Annotated in this window: 23 protein-coding genes; 18 read left to right on the top strand and 5 right to left on the bottom strand. The window is 70.9% G+C overall.

Annotated features, from left to right (window positions below):
- Nucleotides 1-5 precede the first annotated feature (5 nt).
- The 12 genes from ACWAUO_RS13090 to ACWAUO_RS13035 are packed head-to-tail and all read left to right on the top strand — an operon-like array spanning nt 6 to nt 7,890.
- Nucleotides 6-383, top strand: coding sequence for a hypothetical protein (locus ACWAUO_RS13090; protein WP_460776019.1), 378 nt, complete (start codon nt 6-8; stop codon nt 381-383).
- Entirely contained in the window at nt 373-753 is a 381-nt protein-coding gene (locus ACWAUO_RS13085; RefSeq protein WP_460776017.1) for a hypothetical protein, read from the top strand. The genes ACWAUO_RS13090 and ACWAUO_RS13085 overlap by 11 nt, the downstream gene beginning before the upstream one ends.
- Nucleotides 754-756: 3 nt before the next feature.
- A complete protein-coding gene (locus tag ACWAUO_RS13080) occupies nt 757-1,170 on the top strand; it encodes a hypothetical protein (protein ID WP_460776015.1) in 414 nt (137 codons plus the stop codon).
- Nucleotides 1,171-1,173: 3 nt separating this feature from the next.
- On the top strand, nt 1,174-1,659 hold the full coding sequence (locus tag ACWAUO_RS13075) for a hypothetical protein (protein WP_460776014.1): 486 nt from the start codon (nt 1,174-1,176) through the stop codon (nt 1,657-1,659).
- A 1-nt stretch (nt 1,660) separates the two neighbouring features.
- Nucleotides 1,661-2,869, top strand: a complete 1,209-nt coding sequence (locus ACWAUO_RS13070; RefSeq protein ID WP_460776013.1) for a hypothetical protein — start codon at nt 1,661-1,663, stop codon at nt 2,867-2,869.
- A complete protein-coding gene (locus ACWAUO_RS13065) occupies nt 2,866-3,213 on the top strand; it encodes a hypothetical protein (protein ID WP_460776011.1) in 348 nt (115 codons plus the stop codon). The genes ACWAUO_RS13070 and ACWAUO_RS13065 overlap by 4 nt, the downstream gene beginning before the upstream one ends.
- Nucleotides 3,210-4,328 (top strand): hypothetical protein, encoded by a 1,119-nt coding sequence (locus ACWAUO_RS13060; RefSeq protein WP_460776009.1) that lies wholly within the window; start codon nt 3,210-3,212, stop codon nt 4,326-4,328. Before ACWAUO_RS13065 ends, ACWAUO_RS13060 begins: the two co-directional genes overlap by 4 nt.
- A 1-nt stretch (nt 4,329) precedes the next feature.
- Nucleotides 4,330-5,037 carry a hypothetical protein gene (locus ACWAUO_RS13055; RefSeq protein WP_460776007.1) on the top strand — a complete coding sequence of 236 codons (708 nt, stop codon included), beginning with the start codon at nt 4,330-4,332 and terminating at the stop codon, nt 5,035-5,037.
- Nucleotides 5,034-5,591, top strand: a complete 558-nt coding sequence (locus ACWAUO_RS13050; protein ID WP_460776005.1) for a M15 family metallopeptidase domain-containing protein — start codon at nt 5,034-5,036, stop codon at nt 5,589-5,591. The genes ACWAUO_RS13055 and ACWAUO_RS13050 overlap by 4 nt, the downstream gene beginning before the upstream one ends.
- A gap of 8 nt (nt 5,592-5,599) precedes the next feature.
- The gene (locus ACWAUO_RS13045) at nt 5,600-5,908 is read left to right on the top strand and encodes a hypothetical protein (protein WP_460776003.1); all 309 of its coding nucleotides are present in this window, start codon (nt 5,600-5,602) and stop codon (nt 5,906-5,908) included.
- Nucleotides 5,909-5,920: 12 nt separating this feature from the next.
- Nucleotides 5,921-6,103, top strand: coding sequence for a hypothetical protein (locus ACWAUO_RS13040; RefSeq protein ID WP_460776001.1), 183 nt, complete (start codon nt 5,921-5,923; stop codon nt 6,101-6,103).
- A 2-nt stretch (nt 6,104-6,105) separates the two neighbouring features.
- On the top strand, nt 6,106-7,890 hold the full coding sequence (locus ACWAUO_RS13035) for an SGNH/GDSL hydrolase family protein (protein WP_460775999.1): 1,785 nt from the start codon (nt 6,106-6,108) through the stop codon (nt 7,888-7,890).
- Here the strand turns inward: ACWAUO_RS13035 and ACWAUO_RS13030 are convergent.
- From ACWAUO_RS13030 to ACWAUO_RS13020, 3 genes are all read right to left on the bottom strand, one after another.
- Nucleotides 7,887-8,696, bottom strand: coding sequence for an SGNH/GDSL hydrolase family protein (locus ACWAUO_RS13030; RefSeq protein ID WP_460775997.1), 810 nt, complete (start codon nt 8,694-8,696; stop codon nt 7,887-7,889). The two genes, ACWAUO_RS13035 and ACWAUO_RS13030, sit on opposite strands and share 4 nt — an antisense overlap.
- Before the next feature lie 83 nt (nt 8,697-8,779).
- Entirely contained in the window at nt 8,780-9,007 is a 228-nt protein-coding gene (locus tag ACWAUO_RS13025) for a hypothetical protein (protein WP_460775995.1), read from the bottom strand.
- Nucleotides 9,004-9,669: a tyrosine-type recombinase/integrase gene (locus tag ACWAUO_RS13020; RefSeq protein WP_460775993.1), complete on the bottom strand. Its 666-nt coding sequence runs from the start codon at nt 9,667-9,669 to the stop codon at nt 9,004-9,006. The genes ACWAUO_RS13025 and ACWAUO_RS13020 overlap by 4 nt, the downstream gene beginning before the upstream one ends.
- 571 nt (nt 9,670-10,240) lie before the next feature.
- On the opposite strand from ACWAUO_RS13020, the gene ACWAUO_RS13015 reads away from it, so the two are divergent.
- The 3 genes from ACWAUO_RS13015 to ACWAUO_RS13005 all read left to right on the top strand — a co-directional run bounded on the left by ACWAUO_RS13015 (nt 10,241) and on the right by ACWAUO_RS13005 (nt 13,434).
- Nucleotides 10,241-11,251, top strand: coding sequence for a DUF2804 domain-containing protein (locus ACWAUO_RS13015; protein ID WP_460775991.1), 1,011 nt, complete (start codon nt 10,241-10,243; stop codon nt 11,249-11,251).
- 113 nt (nt 11,252-11,364) lie between these two features.
- Nucleotides 11,365-11,805 (top strand): Hsp20/alpha crystallin family protein, encoded by a 441-nt coding sequence (locus ACWAUO_RS13010; protein WP_460775989.1) that lies wholly within the window; start codon nt 11,365-11,367, stop codon nt 11,803-11,805.
- A 159-nt stretch (nt 11,806-11,964) separates the two neighbouring features.
- Nucleotides 11,965-13,434, top strand: coding sequence for a glycosyltransferase (locus tag ACWAUO_RS13005; protein ID WP_460775988.1), 1,470 nt, complete (start codon nt 11,965-11,967; stop codon nt 13,432-13,434).
- Here ACWAUO_RS13005 and ACWAUO_RS13000 read toward each other — a convergent pair.
- On the bottom strand, nt 13,317-14,135 hold the full coding sequence (locus ACWAUO_RS13000) for a PIG-L family deacetylase (RefSeq protein ID WP_460775987.1): 819 nt from the start codon (nt 14,133-14,135) through the stop codon (nt 13,317-13,319). The two genes, ACWAUO_RS13005 and ACWAUO_RS13000, sit on opposite strands and share 118 nt — an antisense overlap.
- The gene (locus ACWAUO_RS12995) at nt 14,132-14,572 is read right to left on the bottom strand and encodes a MarR family winged helix-turn-helix transcriptional regulator (RefSeq protein ID WP_460775985.1); all 441 of its coding nucleotides are present in this window, start codon (nt 14,570-14,572) and stop codon (nt 14,132-14,134) included. Before ACWAUO_RS12995 ends, ACWAUO_RS13000 begins: the two co-directional genes overlap by 4 nt.
- A 40-nt stretch (nt 14,573-14,612) precedes the next feature.
- Here ACWAUO_RS12995 and ACWAUO_RS12990 point away from each other — a divergent pair, with 40 nt between their 5' ends.
- From ACWAUO_RS12990 to zapE, 3 genes are all read left to right on the top strand, one after another.
- Nucleotides 14,613-16,415, top strand: a complete 1,803-nt coding sequence (locus tag ACWAUO_RS12990) for a DUF2207 domain-containing protein (protein ID WP_460775984.1) — start codon at nt 14,613-14,615, stop codon at nt 16,413-16,415.
- Nucleotides 16,416-16,509: 94 nt separating this feature from the next.
- Entirely contained in the window at nt 16,510-17,802 is a 1,293-nt protein-coding gene (locus ACWAUO_RS12985; RefSeq protein WP_460775982.1) for an MFS transporter, read from the top strand.
- Between the two features lie 4 nt (nt 17,803-17,806).
- Entirely contained in the window at nt 17,807-18,799 is a 993-nt protein-coding gene (zapE, locus tag ACWAUO_RS12980) for a cell division protein ZapE (protein WP_460775981.1), read from the top strand.
- Nucleotides 18,800-18,802: the final 3 nt, after the last annotated feature.

Here is an 18,802-nt window from a genome sequence, read left to right as displayed (position 1 = left end):
ACGCAATGGCTGACTGGTACTCCGTCCAGGACGACGCGGAGGTCGACCGGCTCACGACCCCCGCGGCATGGCCCGACGCGCCCATCGAGGACCTCGACACGCTCGAACTCATCCTCGACACGGCGCGCGAGCAAGTCATCGCGTACGCTCCCGCCCCCGGCGGGGACACCCTCACCGTCGACGACGGCTACGTCACCGCATCCCCGATTCCGGCACGGTACGCGCTCGCGCAACTCCAGCAGGCGAAGAACCTGTGGAACGCCGGCCGCGTCTCCTCCGACGGCAACCTCGGCGACGGCGGGTTCACGTTCACCCCCCGGCCCCTCGACCGCACCATCCGGCAGATCATCCGCCCTGTCGACGGGAAGCCCGATGTCTACTGACCGCGACCGCCTCGCCAGCATCGTCCGACCCATGCTCCCCGAGGCATGGCGGGGACGCATCGAGAAGCACACCGTCCGCGCCCTCGGGACGCTCTCGGCCCCCTCCGTGTTCCTCGACTTCACCACCATCACGCACGACGGGATGCCGCCCGGTGCCGTGGTCGACGAGTTCGAGGTCGCGCTCGTCCACCCCTCCACCGACTACGCGAAGGCCGAGGACGACCTCGACACCACCGTCCGCGTCCTCATCGACAACCTCGACGACGCCCCCGCCGTCGCATGGTCCCGCGCCGAGAAGCGCGGCATCGCCGACTACCTCGCGTGGGTCGTCACCGTCCAACTCATCAGCACGACCACCGACCAGGAGTAAGCCATGACCACCATCGCGGCCAAGATCGTTCACTTCACCGGCAAGGCGTCCATCGACGACGACGACTACACCGCCGCCATCGAGTCCGCCCAGTTCCAGCCCTCCGCGTCGACCGAGACGTTCGCCGACATCTCCGGCGAGGACGTGCCTGTCGCCGGCGGGTCGTCGTGGGTGTTCGCGCTCTCCGGCGTGCAGGACTGGGCCACCGCGACCAGCCTCGCCCACTACCTCAACGACCACGAGGGCGAGGTCGTCGAGGCCACCCTCGAAGTCCCCGGCGGCGGCGTGTTCACCGCCGACGTGGTGTGCGTCGCCGTGCCCATCGGCGGCGCGTCCAAGGCAGTCCCGAAGTTCTCCGTGAACCTCCCGTCGACCAAGCCCGAGTACACCGCCCCGACGCCCCCGCCCTCGTCCTGACTCATGCGTATCTCACTCCTCATCGACTCCCCGCTGGCGACGCTCATGCACGCCATGCGGGGACTCGATGCGGACGTGAAGAAGCGCATCGGTCAGCACACGAAGGCCGAGGCGCAACCCATCTGGACCGAGACCACCCGCGAGCAAGCCCTCACCCGGCTCCAGTCCCGGCTCGCCGAATCCGCCCGCGTCGGCGTCACCGCCCAGAACGTGTTCCTTCGCGCCGGGGCCGTCGGCAGGCTCTCCAGCGGCACCGCCATCAGCACCATCGCGAAGCCGGCCGAGTGGGGCGCCGACCCGGCCAAGCCGGTCAAGACCCGGTCCAAGCGGGGCACCGCCTACCAGCGGCGCCTCGGGCCGAGCTTCGGCGCACCGCGTCGCAGCGGGCACGTCGCGATGCCGGCCGCGCGGATCAGCATCGCCCGCATCGCGTCCCTCTGGATTCAGACCGCCATCCGCACCATCCACGAAAGCATCGAGAAGGCTTGACATGGCACGTTCGCCTATCGAGGTCGGCATCGCCGCAGAGACGCGCGCCTTCCGGCAGGGTGTCGAAGCCGGCATCATCGAGCCGCTGGAGGACGCCGAGAAGGCGCTGAAAGACCTCGGCAAAGCCAAGGGGCCGGACCAGCTAGAGAAGTCCATGAAGGACGCTCAGCGGCAGACCGAGAAGCTCGCCGACGAGACGAAGCAGACCGCCCGCACCATCGAACGCGAGTTCGACGACGCCTACCGGGACGCGAAGCGATCCGCCGCGGACGGTCTCGGCGGGGCACGCGAAGCAGCCGTCGAGCTACGGCAGGAAATCGGCCAGAACCTCGGCGAGACCGTGTCGTCCTTCCGCGGCGACATGGCCGACCTCGGACAGATCGGACAGGACACCCTCGGCGGACTCGCCGCGACCGCCGCCTCCGTCGGCGGTGCCGGCGGGATGATCGGCGCCCTCGGCCTCGCAGGCGCGGCCGCAGCCTGGGGCGCGTTCACCGCCGGCCAGGAGGACGCCCGCGCCAAGCAGGAGGAACTCAACGAAGCAGCCGCGAACTTCGCATCCGGCTACCTCGACGGCATCAATGGGGCCATCTCGGCCGCGCAGATCTTCGCCGAGATACAGTCCATCGCCACCGATCCCGAGCGCTACCAGCAGGCAAAGGACGCGGCCAAGGAATGGGGTGTGTCCACTGAAGTCGCGATGGGCGCGATGGCCGGCGACGCGACCGCGCTCGCGACCGCGCAGCAGGGACTCCGCGACCGCACCGCGGAAGCAGAAGCCGCTCTCGCAGCCCAGGAGGAGCAGGTCGACAAGAACGCCGGCGCCGCCTACGACCTGGCCGACAGCGTGAAGTCCGGCGCGGAACGGATGGAAGCACTCACCGGCGCTCTCGCACAGGGCAAGCAGCAGGCCGACGATGCCGCCGCGGCCCTCTACAACTACGCCACCTCCGCCGGGGAAGCGACCGACGAGACCGACGAGCTCGGGAACAAGATCGTCCGTCTTCCGGGTGGGAAGGAGGTCGTCATCGACGCCGAGACGAAGCGCGCCTACGAAGACCTCGACGCGGTCGAGAAGCGTCTCGCTGAGACGAACGGTAAGAAGGCCACCCTCAAACTCCAGGTCGACACCTCCGCCTGGGACAACTGGACCCCGGCGCAGAAGCGCGGCGTCGTCGCCGCCGACAAGAAGGGTCTGGACTGGCGATGAGCACGATTACCAGCGGCGGGACCACCATCAACCCGGTCGCCGTCTACGACTTCTCCAGCAGCCGCCCCTCTGGAAACAAGACACACCGCATCCCCGGTCGCGCCGAACCGGACGTGACCCGACGTGTCGCCGGCCTCCGGACGGGAACCCTGCGCCTCGCATTCCGCAACGCGGCCGACTCGCTCGCCGCCGAGAATCTTCACGCCTCCGGCGGCATCTGCACGCTCGTCGCGGACCCCCTCACCATGTCCTATGTCGTGGCCGACGGCGGCAGCATCGTCCGTTCTCGCACCAAGGCGGGCGCCTGGACCCTCGAAGTCGACTTCCAGGAGGTGACGACGTGACCGTATCCACTCACGCGTACACCGCCACCGTTCTCGGCGAAGACATCCCGCTCGACATCGTCGGCGGCAGCATCACCATGTCCGCCACCTCTGCACCTCACGTCGCCGGCGACCTGACGGTCACCGCCAAGTCCGACCTTCTCGACCACATCGACCCGCGCGACAACTCCATCCGCATTCGCATCGAGGCTGACGCAGTCGTCGGGGCGGTCAGCCAGAGCCGGTACTTCGACCTCGGACTCCGCGACCGAGAAGTATCGCAGAGCGACGGCACAGTCACCCTCTCGCTCGCGTCCGATGAAGCGCTCCTGAACGACTACGCGCCACTCACCGATGTGGACCTCCTCACATACGCCACCAGTCTGCGCTCCCTCGTCGAACGGGTGCTCTCAACGGCCATTCCCGGCGCCGACCTCGAAGCATCGCCCAGCATCGACCACGCATTCAGCGGGTATGAAGACGACGCGTTCACCTGGAAGGCCGGCCAGTCCGCACTCAACTTCCTTGCACCGCTCGTGCAAGCGGCAGGGTTCCGTCTCGTCTGCGATGAGCGTCGCGCCTGGACCCTCCGAGACGAGGACTACATCGCCCCTGGCGTGCTCAGCATCCGGTACGCGATCAACATGATCGATGGCACCGAATCCATCAGCCGCGACACCGGCCTCTGGCACGATGCCGCAGTCACGCGATACCGCTGGGTAAACGGAGCGGGCGAGACGCTGGAACAGATCGACGCCTACGCGCTCACCACGCCCTATAGCCGGCTCCTCCTCATCGAGAAGGACACCCCCTACCCCGGCGCAGGATTCAGCGCCTACGCCGTCCGCCGCGCCCAGTACCGGGGGCGCGAGGTCACAGCGACCGCCGTCGCAGACTGGCGCGTCCAGCCCGAGATGTACGCGCAGATCGTGCTCAACGGCGCACCCACCCAAACCGGGGCGATCGACTCCGTGACATTCGACCTCGACCAGGACCGGATGACGGTCGCCACCCGCACCGTAGACACGCCCCCGCTCGCATGGGTTCTCGGCCCCGACGAACTCGTCTGGGACGACATCGAACCCACCCTCACCTGGGCGGATATCACCGCCTGGGCCGACTTGGAGGACATCTGAGATGGCAACAGGAGACGCCGCGATCGACGCCGGCATGGAAGTGGTCGACCCCGCGACTGGGCTCGTCCGCGACGGTGCCGAGGAAATCAACAAGACCCGCGACTACATCGCGGGGGAGCGGGCCGCTCGCATCGCCGCCGACAACGGCAAGGTCGACAAGCCCAGCGACGGCGCCGGCATGGCCCGACGCGAGCCTGGCTCCGCCCACTCCATCGGGTTCTACACGACCAGTGACGGCCGCGTGTGGTTCCGGCCCGAGCCCTCCACCAACGTGTACGACTACAAGCTCGCCATCGACGGCGGCGCCAGCGGTGCGCTCCCGACCTCCGGCGGCGTGCTCACCGGCGACCTGTTCATCCCCGGCGCAAGCCCCGCCACGAGCGGCTACACCGTCGCTTACATCAACGGCGACGGCCGTGTCTCCAAGGGCGCATCCGCCGCCAAGTATAAGGAACACATCGACCCGATCGACCCCTCCGCGCTCGGCGACATCTTCCCGCAGCTCGTCGAGTACGAAATGCGCGGCGGCGACGGCGACCGCAAGGTCGGTTACATCGCCGACACCCTCGTCGGCACCCCCGCCGAACGGTTCGTCGTCTACGGCGGGGAGGCCGGCGACGAGGTGGAATCCATCGACTTCATCGCGCTACTCCTCGCCCAGGTCGCGCAGCTGCAGCAGCGAGTCCTCCGCCTGGAGGCCGGCGAATGATCACGCGAGCGCAGACGGTCGACCTGACCGGCGGACGCGGGCGGCTCGCGCCCGCGCCTGCCGCGTCCATCGCGCGCATCGACCGCGCCCTCGGGCGTCCGGCCGACATCAACAGCGCGTGGCGCGACCCGATCGAACAGCAGCGCCTCCGGGACGACTACCTACGCGACCCGAACAACAACCCCATCGCGCTCCCGCCCGACGAGTCCGTGCATTGCGTCGGATATGCCGTCGACTCCGACGACTGGTACGCCCCCACTGCCGCGGCCGTCTGGCGGGATCACGGATGGCGGCAGACCGTCTATCGCACCGTCAACGGCCGGCGCGCTCTCGTCGAACCCTGGCACGGGGAATACAACCCGTACCTCGACAACCACCGAAGCGAACAGGAGAAGGCAATGGACGAAGCAGCCAAAGAGTGGATGCGGCTCATGGTTCGCCAGGAACTCGGCGGCGCGCTGAAGGCATTCCTCGCGAACGTGCCCGACAAGGACTGGGCGCGCGAGATGGTCCGCCAAGAGCTTGGCGGCGCCCTGAGCCTCCGCGACGACTGACGCTCCCGATGGGCACTCCAGAGGACTCGGCGGCGACGCTCGCGGTCGTCGTCTCCCGCATCGATGACCTCCGCGAGGACATCGCGCAGATGCGCTCCGACATCGCCGCGGGCCGCAGCGCCAGCGTTTTGCGCGGCGAATGGGAGCAGCGCAACAACTATTCCGACCACAAGTTCGCCGGTCTCGGCCGCGAAATCGGCGAACTCCGTACCGAACTCCGCGCCCGCCGCGCGCCCTGGTGGAACGTCGCCGCCGTCATCTTCGCGGGATGCGCGTTCCTCTGGACGCTCATCGGCCCCACCATCATCGCTCTCTGAAAGGAACGCGCCATGCTCACCAACCACCCTCGTATCCGCCTCGGCATCTACCTCGGCGCGCTCGCGCTCGGCGTGGCCGGCTACTTCGCATCCCCGCTCATCGGCGGCGACATCGGCGAGGCGTGCTCCAACGCATCCGGCTACCTCATGGCCGCCGCGCTCGGCGTGGCCGCCGGCAACACGAAGGGAGACTGACCATGACCACCGACGCCGAACTCGACGCCTCCGTCCGGCGCGCCCTCGCCGACATCCTCGCCCAGGGCGGCGCGTACAACACTCTGCCGCTGGTCGACCCGTCCACCAAACTGTTCCCGGCACCGACGGTCGACGCCCTCCGCGCACCGCTCGAACAGGCCATCAGCGACCTCGACAGCGACCTCGGCGAACTCGGCGACACCGTCGAGGGGCAGGGGTCCGCCATTGGGGCACTCCAGACCCTCACCACCGAGGGCCGGCTCTCGGAGGCTGAACTAAACACTGCGTTTGCTGCCATCGCGGACGCCAAGGTCGCGCCGGTGACAGCAGCCCTGACCCGCAAGGCGAAGCGTGCCGTCCGGACGACACCCGCTGTCGGCGCGTTCGTGCAGAAGCTCGCGGCCCTCGCCGAACCGGCGTACATGACCGGCATCGGCGATTCCACGATGGCGAACGCCGTCGGGTGGTTCAACCTCGCCACCGCCTGGCTTGGCCAGCGCTTCCCTGGGCGCAGCATCATCCGCCGTGACTGGTCGCACGCGAACCAGCGGTACGAGCCGGTCAACACGCTCGTGCAGACCGGGACCGCCGGCCGTCGCCGCATGGTCGGCACCGGGGCCTCGACCGACCAGTTCTTCGTCGTCGCGGACTCCGCAGCCACGTCCCCGGCTACCGAGCTCGTCGCAGACTTCTTCGTGAAGCTCGTCGCGTCCGGTGCCGCGGTCACCCTCGGCGGCAAGTACGTCACGGCGACGAACCAGCGGTCCTGGTTCGTGCAGGTCGACGCCTCCGGGACCGTGTCGCTCTACTTCTCCACAGATGGAGAATCGGGTACGCAGTACACCCGAACCTCCACCGTGGCGCTTCCATCCGGCGCGTTCGGCGTCCCGGTGAAGATCCGCGTGTCCTTCAATGGTGACGAGGGCGGGAACAACGTCGCCCGTTTCTACTACTCCACCAACGAGGGCGCGTCGTGGACGCAGCTGGGCACCGCGGTGTCGAACACCGGCACCCGGACGATCTTCGACGGCACCGCCGCGACCCAGCTCAACGGACGCGGCGCGGCAGACGGCACCGGTACCGGTGGCAGCGCGAACAGCACCGGCGGCGCAGTCGAGTGGTACGGCATGACCGTATGGAACACGGTCACCGCCACCGCACGCCCCGTCATCGACTTTGAGACCGCGCAGTGGAACGGGTACGGGACGCTCGGCTCGTCGTCCGCACAGTTCACCGACTTCGTCGGCAACACGGTGCAGGTGACCGGGACCGGCGCAACCGGTGCCATGCAAGGCGCGCCGGTGCTGTACGTGCTCAACGGTGCCGTGTCTGGTCAGATCATCAGCTACGCGAACGACGCAGGCCGGTTCCCGAAGCTGGTGCCGTTCGGCCCCGACATTGCCGTGATCAACTTCTCGCACAACGAGGTCGGGCTCATCGCATACCGGACGCCGTACAAGCAGCTCGCCGACGCGATCCTGACCCTGAACCCGGACGCGGGGATTGTCGCGACCGCGCAGAACCAGCGGTACAGCCCCGCGACCAACATCGTGGAGCACGCGATCCGCGGTGACCGTATCCGCGGGCTCGCGGCCTCCCAGCGGTACGCGCTCGTGGACGTGTGGGCAGCGTTCGCTGAGACCGGGCACGCGCAGTCGCTCGTGCAGTCGGACGGCATCCACCCCACACTGCCCGGGACGCCGGCAGACGGGTCCAGCGGGTACGAGGTCGCCGCGGCGGAGTTCGAGTCGATCTTCGACGAGTGGATTCGCCCGGTCGCTGCCTAGATGAGTCCGGCCGCCCTCATCGCTTCGGTGATCTGCTGAGCGATGAGGGCGTGTCCGGCGTCGTCAGGGTGGCGGTCGTCGGTCGTGGCGAAGGACGACCAGCCGCTGGCGATCGGGTCGAGCACGAGCGTGTTCGGCTGGTTGGCCCATGCCTGCTGAATTGTGGCTGCACGCGCGGTCGAGGAGGGAGTGGGTTCGCCGGGCCAGAACTCACCGACGACCACGACAGGGGTGCCGGGGAGCCGGGCGCTGATGAACTCCTGCATCTCACGGATCGCTCGCCGCACGTCCTCGTCCTGTGCGCTCGCGTCGTTGTATCCGGACTGGATCAGCACTATGTCAGGGGCGATCGAATCGAGGTCCGCTCCCGCGAGCATCTGCGGCAGCGACTCGCCATTGATGCCGGGCAGTGCGTAACCGCCGCCGGGCGCGGACATGACGATGATGTCCCACCCAAGGTCATCGGCGAGGAGGGCTGCGTACCCGCCTTCTTCGGGGTCGGTCGCACCGACCCCCGCGGAGTATGAGTCGCCGAGGAGTAGAGCTACCGGCCGGGCGCGACCGTAGGACGCGACCACCGGTTGGAACGCCGCAGCCTCGGTCGCTTCGTCGGGCTGGTTGAACGAGTACTCGGATCGGGGCGTATAGCTTGCGGCGGGGTTTGCCGTGCCGCCGTCGTTACCTACGGACAGCGCGACACCGGTCGCCACCCCCACGACTGCGACCGTCGCGACGGCGATTACGCCGATCGAAAGCGGCTTGAGCCGCCCGTCACGGTGCCGCCAAATGCTGCTCTTACTCGCCATGCGCTGTATGCCCCCACCTTCGCCCCGGCCCTGTCCGTGAGGCAGGACGCAATTCTACGGTGCGACTGCCCTGATCCCTGAAATCAGTTCAGCATCGCCTCGCACCGCCGGGCGATGTCGACAAGGTACTCAGCCGCCTTGTCGACATCGTCCGTCGGCGCGTCGGCAATCCCGAGCCGCTCGACGCACGCCTCCCACCGCTCCTGATACGCCTGACGCTGCAGCGTCACCAGGAGCACCGAGACCAGCACGACCACGGCCACCAGGAGCGCCGCGAGGCCGCCGGCCACCCACCACATCGTGCGACTCATGCGAGAAGGCTAGCGCCCGACCGGCTGGCCGCCTCCACGATGGCACGCTTCCGCGCGTCCGGCAGCTTGACGTACGTACGCACCATCTGCAGGGACGCCCAGCCCATCAGGTCGGCGACGACGTACGGGTCGCCATTGGACTCGATCCAGAACCGGGTCGCGGCGCGGTGCCTCAGCTTGTGGATGGTCCAGTCGCCTTCGAGGAGCCGGCCGACCCGCTTCCCGAGCCACCGCGGCGAGACGTGGCCGGCATCGTCACCTGGGAACAGGTAGCCCGGCCCGCGGGCGAGGAGCGCGAGCGCCATCGAGCGCGTGAGTGGCACCTCGCGGAGCTTGCCGCCCTTGCCGTGGACGATGAGGTCGTGACCGAGCAGCGTCTCGACGATGTCGCGTGAGTGGATGCACGCTATCTCAGCCCGTCGGAGGCCGTGCTCGGCCGCAAGGTCGATCCACAGCCGCTCGTCGGCATCCGCCCGTATCAGCGCCTCCAGGTAGACCCGGTCGGGCACGGGCCGCGGGTTCGGGTCGCCCGGTCTCACCTTCGCGATCGTCGCCGTCGGGTCAATGTCGACACGGCCGGTCTCGACCGCCCATAAGTAGAACGCCCGGAACGTGGTCAGCCGCCCGCGGCGCGTCTCGCGCGCCCAATTCTGCTGCGCCATGAACCCGGCGAGGTCATCCCCAGTGACCTCCCACGGGCCGCAGAACACGCGCGCCGCGAGGTGCTGGAGGTGCTGCCTCCGGGTGTAGGTAGAGGTGCGAGCTATGCCCGCGGCGGTCTGTGCTGTGATGAAATCGTGGATCGGCTGGACCCACACCCCCAAGTGTTCCATTCCACGATTCTCAGCACGCGCGGAACGTCGCCGGATCGGCCGTCTTCATCCGCCGCGACTCCTCTGCCTGCACGAGCACTCGCCCGGCTTCGTTCGTGCCGGTGTGCATTACCCGCCAGACGGCGCGGCCCTGGCCGATTCGGACACGGTCACCAGGTGCGTATGGGTTCTTCATGCCGACACCTCGATCCGGTCGACCAGTTCCCAGAACGCGAGCTCGTCGGCTACAGACCAGAAGGTTAGGGGTTCGAGTCCCTTCAGGCGCGCACTGTGTTGAGACAGTATCGGAAGGCCCCCGCTTCGGCGGGGGCCTTCCTGCGTTCCGGGTCCCGGGCCGCTCGGCCGCTCGCGGGCCCCTAGGATCGAGCCGTCCCGACCGTGGCCGATCGACGAGGATGCCATGCCCGCCCGTGAGCGCGAACTGACCGAACCCGTCCCCCTCACCGCGCCCGGAGGGGTGCTGAACCCCGCCGCCGTGGGCTGGGCCCGCACCCATCTCGTGGACACCGCCGGCGTCGGCCGCGGGTGGCGAGGTCGCGGGCGCAACAAGCGGTGGGAGTACTGGAACGTCATCACCCCGACGCACATCCTGTCGCTGACCGTCTCCTCGATCGACTATGCGGCCGTGCACGACGTGTGGGTGCTCGACCGCCGCACCGAGACGGTCCGCACGCTCGGTGCCACCCTCATCCCCGCCCGCGGCGTGGCGCTGCCCGCCTCGCTCGGGGCGGGCCCGGCGCGGGCGCGCGCGAAGGGGCTCCGCATCGACGTGGACACGGATGCCGGGGCGACCCGGCTGCGCGCACAGATCCCCGGGGCGTCGTTCGACGTCACGGTGCGACGGCCTGAAGGGCACGAGCTGCTGGCCGTCGTGGTGCCGTTCGGGCCGCCCGCCCGGTTCCAGTACACCGTCAAGGACGTGGCGCTCCCGGCATCCGGGACCGTGACCGTGGACGGCGAGACCCACGACGTGCCGGCGGGCGCCTCGTGGGCGGTGCTCGACCACGGCCGCGGCCGGTGGCCGTACGACGTCTCCTGGAACTGGGGCGCCGGGTCCGGTGTCAGCGGCGGTCGCACGATCGGACTGCAGGTCGGCGGGCAGTGGACGGACGGCGCCGGCGTCACCGAGAACGGCGTCGTCGTCGACGGCACGCTGCACAAGATCCACGACGAGCTGCGCTGGGACTACGACCTGGAGGACCGGCGCCGGCCCTGGCGGGTGACCGGCGGCGGCCTCGACGCCGCCCTCGAGCCCTTCTTCCCGAAGCGGTCCGCCACGAACCTCGGCGTGCTCTCCTCCCGCACGCTCCAGTGCTTCGGGCAGTGGTCGGGCACGTTCCGGACGGAGGAGGCGGACATCCGGTTCGAGGGTCTCGTCGGCTTCGCCGAGGACGTGCACAACCGGTGGTGAACGCTTGGCACTCTCGGGTGGAGAGTGCTAATCTCGAACTGGTTGAGTCGATGTGACTCAACTCTGACGGATCGATCGGATGCAGTCCGATCCCGCTTCGAGAGGAGACGAGTATGGCCACCTACGACCCGCTCCGCGACCTGGAGCGATTCGCGAACACCTTCTTCGACGGCGCGCGCCGCGGTCCCCGGCAGATGCCGATGGACCTCTACCGCGACGGCGACCACTACGTCCTGAGTGCGGACCTTCCCGGCATCGACCCCGGTTCGGTCGACGTCGACGTCGACGGGCAGCTGCTCACCATCCGTGCCGAGCGCACGCTCCACGCAGGCGACGGCGTCTCGTGGATCACCCGTGAGCGCACCGCCGGCACGTTCCTGCGCCAGCTCAGCCTCGGGCAGGGGCTCGACACCGAGCGGATCGCCGCGACCTACCGCAACGGCGTCCTGACGGTCACCATCCCGGTGAGCGAGCAGGCCAAGCCCCGCAAGGTGCAGGTCGTGACCGAGACCGACACGCCCACGATGGAGATCACCGAGGCGAACGCCTCCTGATCACCCCATGAGGAGGGCCCCGCGCACGCCGCGGGGCCCTCCTCATGTCCGGGCGCCACGCGCCACGCGCCGTCGCGCGGCGCTCCCGTGCGCTACCCTGAGCCTGCCGAGACGCGACCCGAACCGCGCCGCGGCACGGATCTCGGGGGGAGTTCCGCCATGACGACGTGGCCGACGGCGAGCTATCTGCTGCTCGCGTCGCGGTTGTACCCGCGTGTCGACGGCGGCTTCAAGGTCGCCGTGCTGGCCAGGGCGCGGCACATGGCCGAGACGGGTGCGGGCGACGGCCGGGGGCCGACCATCCTCACCGTCGACCCCGGCACCCCGGAGGAGCACGCCGCCCATCGGGCGTCGTTCGTGGCACGAGGCCTCGCCGCATCCGCCGAGGTCTTCCGGAACCTCTTCGACGAGGCCCACGCGGACTCCGCCTGGGCGTGGGATGCGGCGACGCCCGGCGGGGCGACGCCCGGCGTCGTCTACCGCGACATCCCGCTCGGCGACGGCACGGTGCTCTCGCTCCCGGTCATCGCCGCACCGGACTGGCACCTCACCGACGCCGCCGTCGTCGTCCGGAGGCCCTCGGGCACCCGCGTCCTGCCGGGGTTCGGCGGGCTGTACTGCGCGTGGCTCGACCGCGTCGTGGCCGCCGAGCGTGCGGCCTCGCCCGACCGGCCGGTGGTCGTGGTGTGCGAGTCGCGGCAGCTCGGCGAGCTTCTGGCCGGGTGGCGTCCCCCCGGCGTGTGCCTCGTCCACACCGTGCACACCTCGCACCGCGGCGCGGACGGCGAACACGCCCAGCTGTGGCGGCGATGGTTCGCACTCGTCGACGCCTTCGACGCCGTGCTCTGGCCGACCCGGCAGCAGTACGACGACGTCGTGGCCGAGCACGGGGAGAACCCCGTGCACGCCGTCGTGCCCAACGCGCTCCCGGTGCCCGCCCCGGCCGTCGTCGAGGCTCAGCCGGGGCGGGTCGTCGCCGTCGGGCGCCTCGCCCCGGGCAAGCGGTTCGATCACGCCCTGCGCGTCTGGTACCGGGTGCTCCGGGCGGTGCCGCACGCCCGCCTGGACGTGTACGGGGAGGGCCCCTCGCGCGCGGAGCTCGAGCAGATGATCTTCGCGCACGGCCTCGCCGGAAGCGTCACGCTCTTCGGCCACGTCGACGACCTCGACGTCTGCCGGAACGGCGCGGTCGTCGTGCAGACGAGCGCGTTCGAAGGACAGGGGCTGGCGGTGCTCGAGGCGATGGCCTGCGGCAACCCGGTCGTGAGTTACGACGTGCCCTACGGACCGCGCGAGCTGCTCGGCGACGGCGCCGGGATCCTCGTCCCCGACGGCGACCTCGACGCCCTCGCCGACGCGCTCATCACGGTGCTCGGCGACCCCGCACTGCGGGCGCGCCTCAGCGCGCGGGCGGTGGCGCGCGCGGCGGACTACGCGCCCGAGACCGTCATGGCGCGGCTCGCCGCAGTCGTCGCGGGGGCACTGGGACGTGCGGCGGCGCGGGACGGGGCTCAGCCGAGCGGGACCGCGGTACCGTCCACGAGTGCGTACTCGCGGCGCAGCCAGGCACCGAACCCGGGGAGCTCGAGCGTGTCCGAGGGATCGGGCCTCGCCACCACCGGGTCGTGAGCCGCGTAGGCGCGGAAGACCTCCACCTTCCGTGCCAGCTCCGCGCCGTGCAGCACCTCGGGGAGCGATGCGGACGGGTACCCGATCCGCCACGACACGGCGTCCGGTCGGAGCCCTGCCCGCACGAGCGCGCGCTGCAGGAACGCCCCGGTCGCCCAGTGGTCGGAGTGGTCGCGCTCGGTCAGGGTCCCGCCGACCCGTGGTGCATGGGCGAGGAGCCCCGCCCCCGGATGCGCGAGCACGGCCGCCGCGAGGACTCGTTCCAGGTCGTCGGCGGTCAGCGCCGCATCCTGCTCGAGGGACTCGATCGCGGCGATGTCGCCCTCCAGCAGCCGCCGGAGACTCAGGTTGCCGGTCGCCGCGAACCCCGAGCCGTTCGGACGACCGTCCGGCAGCCGCAGCGACAGCAACCGGATCGGCGCCTCCTGGGCGGTCCACCCCGTCGCGCGCACCCCGGCGAGCTCGAGCGCCGTGTCGCGCCATGCCAGCGGGGCACCGTGCATGCGCGCGTAGGCCGCCCGGAGCCCCTCCTCGCGCGCCTCGACGTAGGCGGCGTCCCGTCCGGCGTCGCCCGCCGTGAGGAACAGTGCGGTCACCGGCGCGCCCGCGACGACCGCGCGGTCGATCGTCGGGCAGCCGAAGATGAGGTCGTCGTCGTAGTGCGCCCACACCGAGAACAGGCCCGCTGCGGCGCCGCTCATGCGCCGTCGCAGGGCGGCCGGAGCCGGGTGGTGAGGTCGAGGAGGGTGCGCAGCTCGTCGTCCGAGAGGGTCGACATCCGCTCCACGATGCTGCGGCCGTGCGCGACCGCCACCGCACGGAACGCCCTCGCGCCCTCCTCGGTCGCGCGCACGAGCGCACCGCGTCCGTCGTCGGGGTCGGCGCATTTCACGACGTGGCCGCGGGCGACCATGCGGTCGATGAGGCGGGAGACGCTCGGCTGGCTGATGAGCATGTTGCGGGTGACGTCGCGCAGCCGGGCGGTCATCCCGGGCGCCCGCGTCACGGTCAGGAGCACGTCGTACTCCGCCTGCGACAGCGACGCGTGGTCGAAGTCCTCGCTGATGCGCGCCAGGATCTCGTGCTGGGCGCGGAACAGGCTCTCCCAGGCGTCGATGGCGAGGCGGCGGTCCGTCATGGCACTTAGCGTACGCGGCGGCATCCCATAGCCTGGCGGCATGCGACGGAAGTGGCGACGCGCCCTGGCGACCCTGACGATCCTGACCGCCGCGCTGGCCCTCGCCGCGTGCAGCGGCGACGAGGACGGCGAGGGCGAGGGCACGGCGGATTTCGTCTCGACCGACCTCGACGACTTCTCGTTCCGCAGCCTCGACGTGGTCTACGACCTCACCCGCGCCGAGGACGGCACGAGCCGCATGCGCGTCACCGAGACCTTCGTCGCGGAGTTCCCGGACTACGACCAGAACCGGGGGATGCGGCGCCTGCTCCCAGACACGTACAACGGGCAGCCGCTGTTCCCCGAGCTCGTCTCGATCACCGATGCGGACGGGACGCCACGCGACGCCGAGACGGAGTCCGACGACGGCGTGTACGCCATGACCTCCCGCGCGGACGACTACGTGCACGGCACCCAGACCTACGTGTTCACGTACGACCTCGAGAACGTCACCTGGTCGTTCGCCGACACCGACGCGGACGAGTTCTACTGGGACGTCAACGGCCTCGACTGGGCGCAGCCGTTCGGGCGGGTCAGCGCGACCCTGCGGCTCGACGCCGACCTCGCGGCCGCGCTCACCGGGCAGGCGGCGTGCTACGTCGGGGCCGCCGGGGCGACCGACCCGTGCGCCGTCACGGTCGACGGCGGCACCGTCACCGCATCCACCGAAGGCCTGGCGCCGTACCGCACCATGACGATCGCCGTCGGGTTCGAACCCGGCACCTTCACCCCGTTCGACAGCCGGTATCTCGCGTCCGGCTGGTCGTGGCTGCAGCTCGGCGGCATCCTCGTCGTCGTCGGCGGCTTCGTGTGGGCGGTGGTGGTGCGCCGCACCACGCTCCGTGACGCACCGGGCCGTCCCACGATCATCGCCGAGTACGACCCGCCGCCGCTCGACGCGCTGGAGAGCGCGGTGTTCCTCGGGCGCACGGACAAGGCCATCCCGGCCGAGGTGCTGGAACAGGCCGTCGTCGGCAGCATCCGCCTCGAGGAGACCGGACGCGGGTGGTTCGGCAAGGCCACGCTCCGCGCGGTCCTCGTCGACCCGACCCTCGCCGACGAGGACGGCCGGATGCTGCTGCAGGGCCTGTTCGGCGACGACGCGCGCCCCGGCGCGGAATACGTGTTCGCCGGGAACGACACCGCGTTCGCCTCGGTGAGCCAGTCGATCCTCGCCGACGCCGGGAAGGTGCTCACCGGTCGCGGCCTGTACCGGCCGGTGCCCGCCCGGGCCCGGCTGCTCCCCGGCGCCGTCGTCGGGGCGGGGGCGGCGATCGCCGTGCTCGGCGGCGTGCTCGCACTCGGTTCCGGCGCCGACGGGCTCCCGGCCGTGCTGCTCGTGATCCTCGCCGCGCTCGCGTTCATCGCCGTCTTCTTCGTGCTCGCCCACCGGCCGCGGTCGGCGCTCGGCGCGGAACTGCGCGACCACCTCGCGGGCCTCAAGGTCTTCATCGAGTGGGCGGAGGCCGACCGCATCCGGATGCTGCAGTCGCCGAGCGGCGCGGAACGGATCGACACCGGCGACGCCCGGCAGCTGCTGCGCATCTACGAGCCGCTGCTGCCCTACGCGGTCGTCTTCGGGCAGGAGAAGGAATGGGCGAAGCGGCTCGCCGTGCTCTACGACGAGGCGAGCGTGGCCCCGGTGTGGTGGTACGGCGCCGGGGCGTTCTCCGCCGCATCCTTCTCGTCCGGGATCAGCACGCTCTCCGCGAGCGCCGCGTCGTCCTCGAGCACCTCCGGCGGGTCGAGCGGCGGCGGATCCGCCGGCGGTGGTGGCGGCGGCGGTGGCGGCGGCGGGGTCTGACCCCGGAGGTCGGCCGCGGCTGCGGGGGTAGCATCGAGGCGATGCATCCCCCCGCGAACCCCTCCGGCACCGGCGTGCCCGGAGGTGGCTCCGCATGACGGACTTCGCCGCCTCCACCGGGTCCATCCCGGTCGTCCCGTCCCGTGCCCGCGGCGGGTTCCCGTGGGTCATGTGGGTGCTCGGCTCGCTCACCTACCTCGCCGCGATCATCGGCCGCAGTTCGCTGGCCGGGGTGGGCACCGACGTCGCGGTCCGGTTCGACGCGGACTCGTCGACCCTCGCCCTGTTCGCCACCCTGCAGCTCGCGGTCTACGGCGGCATGCAGATCCCGGCGGGGCTCCTGCTCGACCGGTTCGGGTCGAGGATCGTCCTCTCCGGCGGGATGCTGATGATGGCGGGCGGATCGGTCTGGCTCGCGTTCGCGCCCGACGCCGCCTCCGCCATCCTCGCCCGCGTGCTCACCGGGGCGGGCGACGCCATGATCTTCCCGAGCGTCCTGCGTCTGCTCACCCTCTGGTTCCCGGTGCGACGCGTGCCGTTCCTGCAGCAGATCAGCTCGCAGGTCGGCCAGTTCGGGCAGATCCTCAGCGTCACGGTGCTCGCCGGCGTCGTGCACGGGGTGTCCTGGCAGGCCGCGTTCGCGGGCCTCGGGGGCGTCTTCGTCGTGTTCGCGGTGCTCAACGCCGTCGTCACCCGTGAGCGCGTCGCGATCGTGCCCGCGGCGCCCGCGGACGGGGGCACCCGGCAGCTCGCCCTCCTGGGCGAGGCGCTGCGCGAACCCGGCACCCGGCTCGGCTTCTGGGTGCACTTCGTCACGCCGTTCGCGTGCACCGCGTTCGCGCTCCTCTGGGGCGTACCCTACCTCGTGCACGGCGAGGGGATGACGACCGGTGAGGCGGGGCTCATGATCTCCGTGCTCGTGGTGAGCGGGTTCGTGCTGGCCCCCGTCATGGGCATGCTCTCCGGCGCGCACCCGTCCTGGCGGGCGGGCATCGCGGTCGGGTCGGTGCTCGCGCAGGCCGGCGCGCTGACCGCGGTGCTCCTCACCCCCGGCCGCGCCCCGTACTGGCTGCTGGTGGTGTGGATGGTCACGCTCTCCAGCGGCGCTGCGGCGAGCATGATCGCGTTCGACATCACCCGGCGCTACAACCCGGTCCGGCGGCTCTCGACGGCCACCGGCATCGTGAACATGGGCGGCTTCATCGCCGCGCTCATCGCCGTGTACCTCATCGGGCTCGTGCTCGACCTGCAGGGCGCCGACCCGGCCGCCTACACCCGTGGCGAACTGCGGTGGGCGTTCGCGTCGCTCGCGGTGCTGTGGGTCGTGGGACTCACCGGCCTGCTGCTCGAATCGTGGCGGGTCCGCCGCGCGCACGGGGAGCGGTGAGGTCGTGACGACGGCCGAGCCGACGCTGCCCGACCCGCCGCATCCGCTCACCGTCGGGGCGGGCGCCCGGTTCACCGACCGCATCCGTCGGCTCGGCCTGCACCCGGACCCGGCGCAGGACGCCGCCGTCGCGCGGCTGGCGGGGCCCGCCCGGCACGGGTTCTACCTGTGGGGGCCGGTGGGGCGCGGCAAGACCGTCATCGCCGAGGCGTACCTCGCGGCCCTGGCACCCGCGGCCGTGCGCCGGTTCCACTTCCACGGGTTCTTCCGGGCGCTGCAGCGGGAACTGTTCGGCACCGGCGCGGGTCTGGTCGCGGCGATCGACACCCTGATCGGGCCGGCGCGCGCGGTGCTGTTCGACGAGTTCCACGTGCACGACGTGGCCGACGCGGTCTACCTCACGGCCGTGCTCCGGCGGTTCCGCGAGCGCGGGGTGCTGCTCATCGCCACCTCGAACTACGCGCCCGCCGACCTCTTCCCCGACCCGCTGCACCACCACCGGTTCCTGCCGGCGATCGCGATGATCGAGCGCGACCTCGAGGTCGTGCCGCTCGGCGACGGGCACGACCACCGCACGACCGCCGCGCCGGCGGGTGCGGGCTTCGCCGCCGGGAGCTGGTCGACCGCATCCGCAGCCGTGCCGGCGACGACCCCGGTCGCGCTCGACCCCGACGGGGTGGCCCTGGCTGCCGTCGCGGTCGACGGACGCAGCGCGCAGTTCACGTTCGCGCAGCTGTGCGAGGCCGCGGTCGGCGCGCACCAGTACCTGTGGCTCGCCGACCGGTTCGACCGCATCACGGTCGTCGGCATGCCCGACCCGGCGACCGTGCGCCGCGAGCCGCTGCACCGCTTCACGGTGCTCGTCGACGTGCTGCACGACCGCGACACCGCCCTCGAGGTGCACGCGGACGGGCCCCCGGAGCGGATGCGGGAGGCGCCCGTGCCACCGCGCGACCTCGCGCGCACCCTCAGCCGCCTGTCGCTCCTCCGCCGCTGAGGA

The organism is Microbacterium sp. GXF7504 (genome assembly GCF_054798235.1).
The sequence above is the reverse complement of the archived record's forward strand: the minus strand, read 5'-3'. Positions and strand labels throughout refer to the sequence as shown.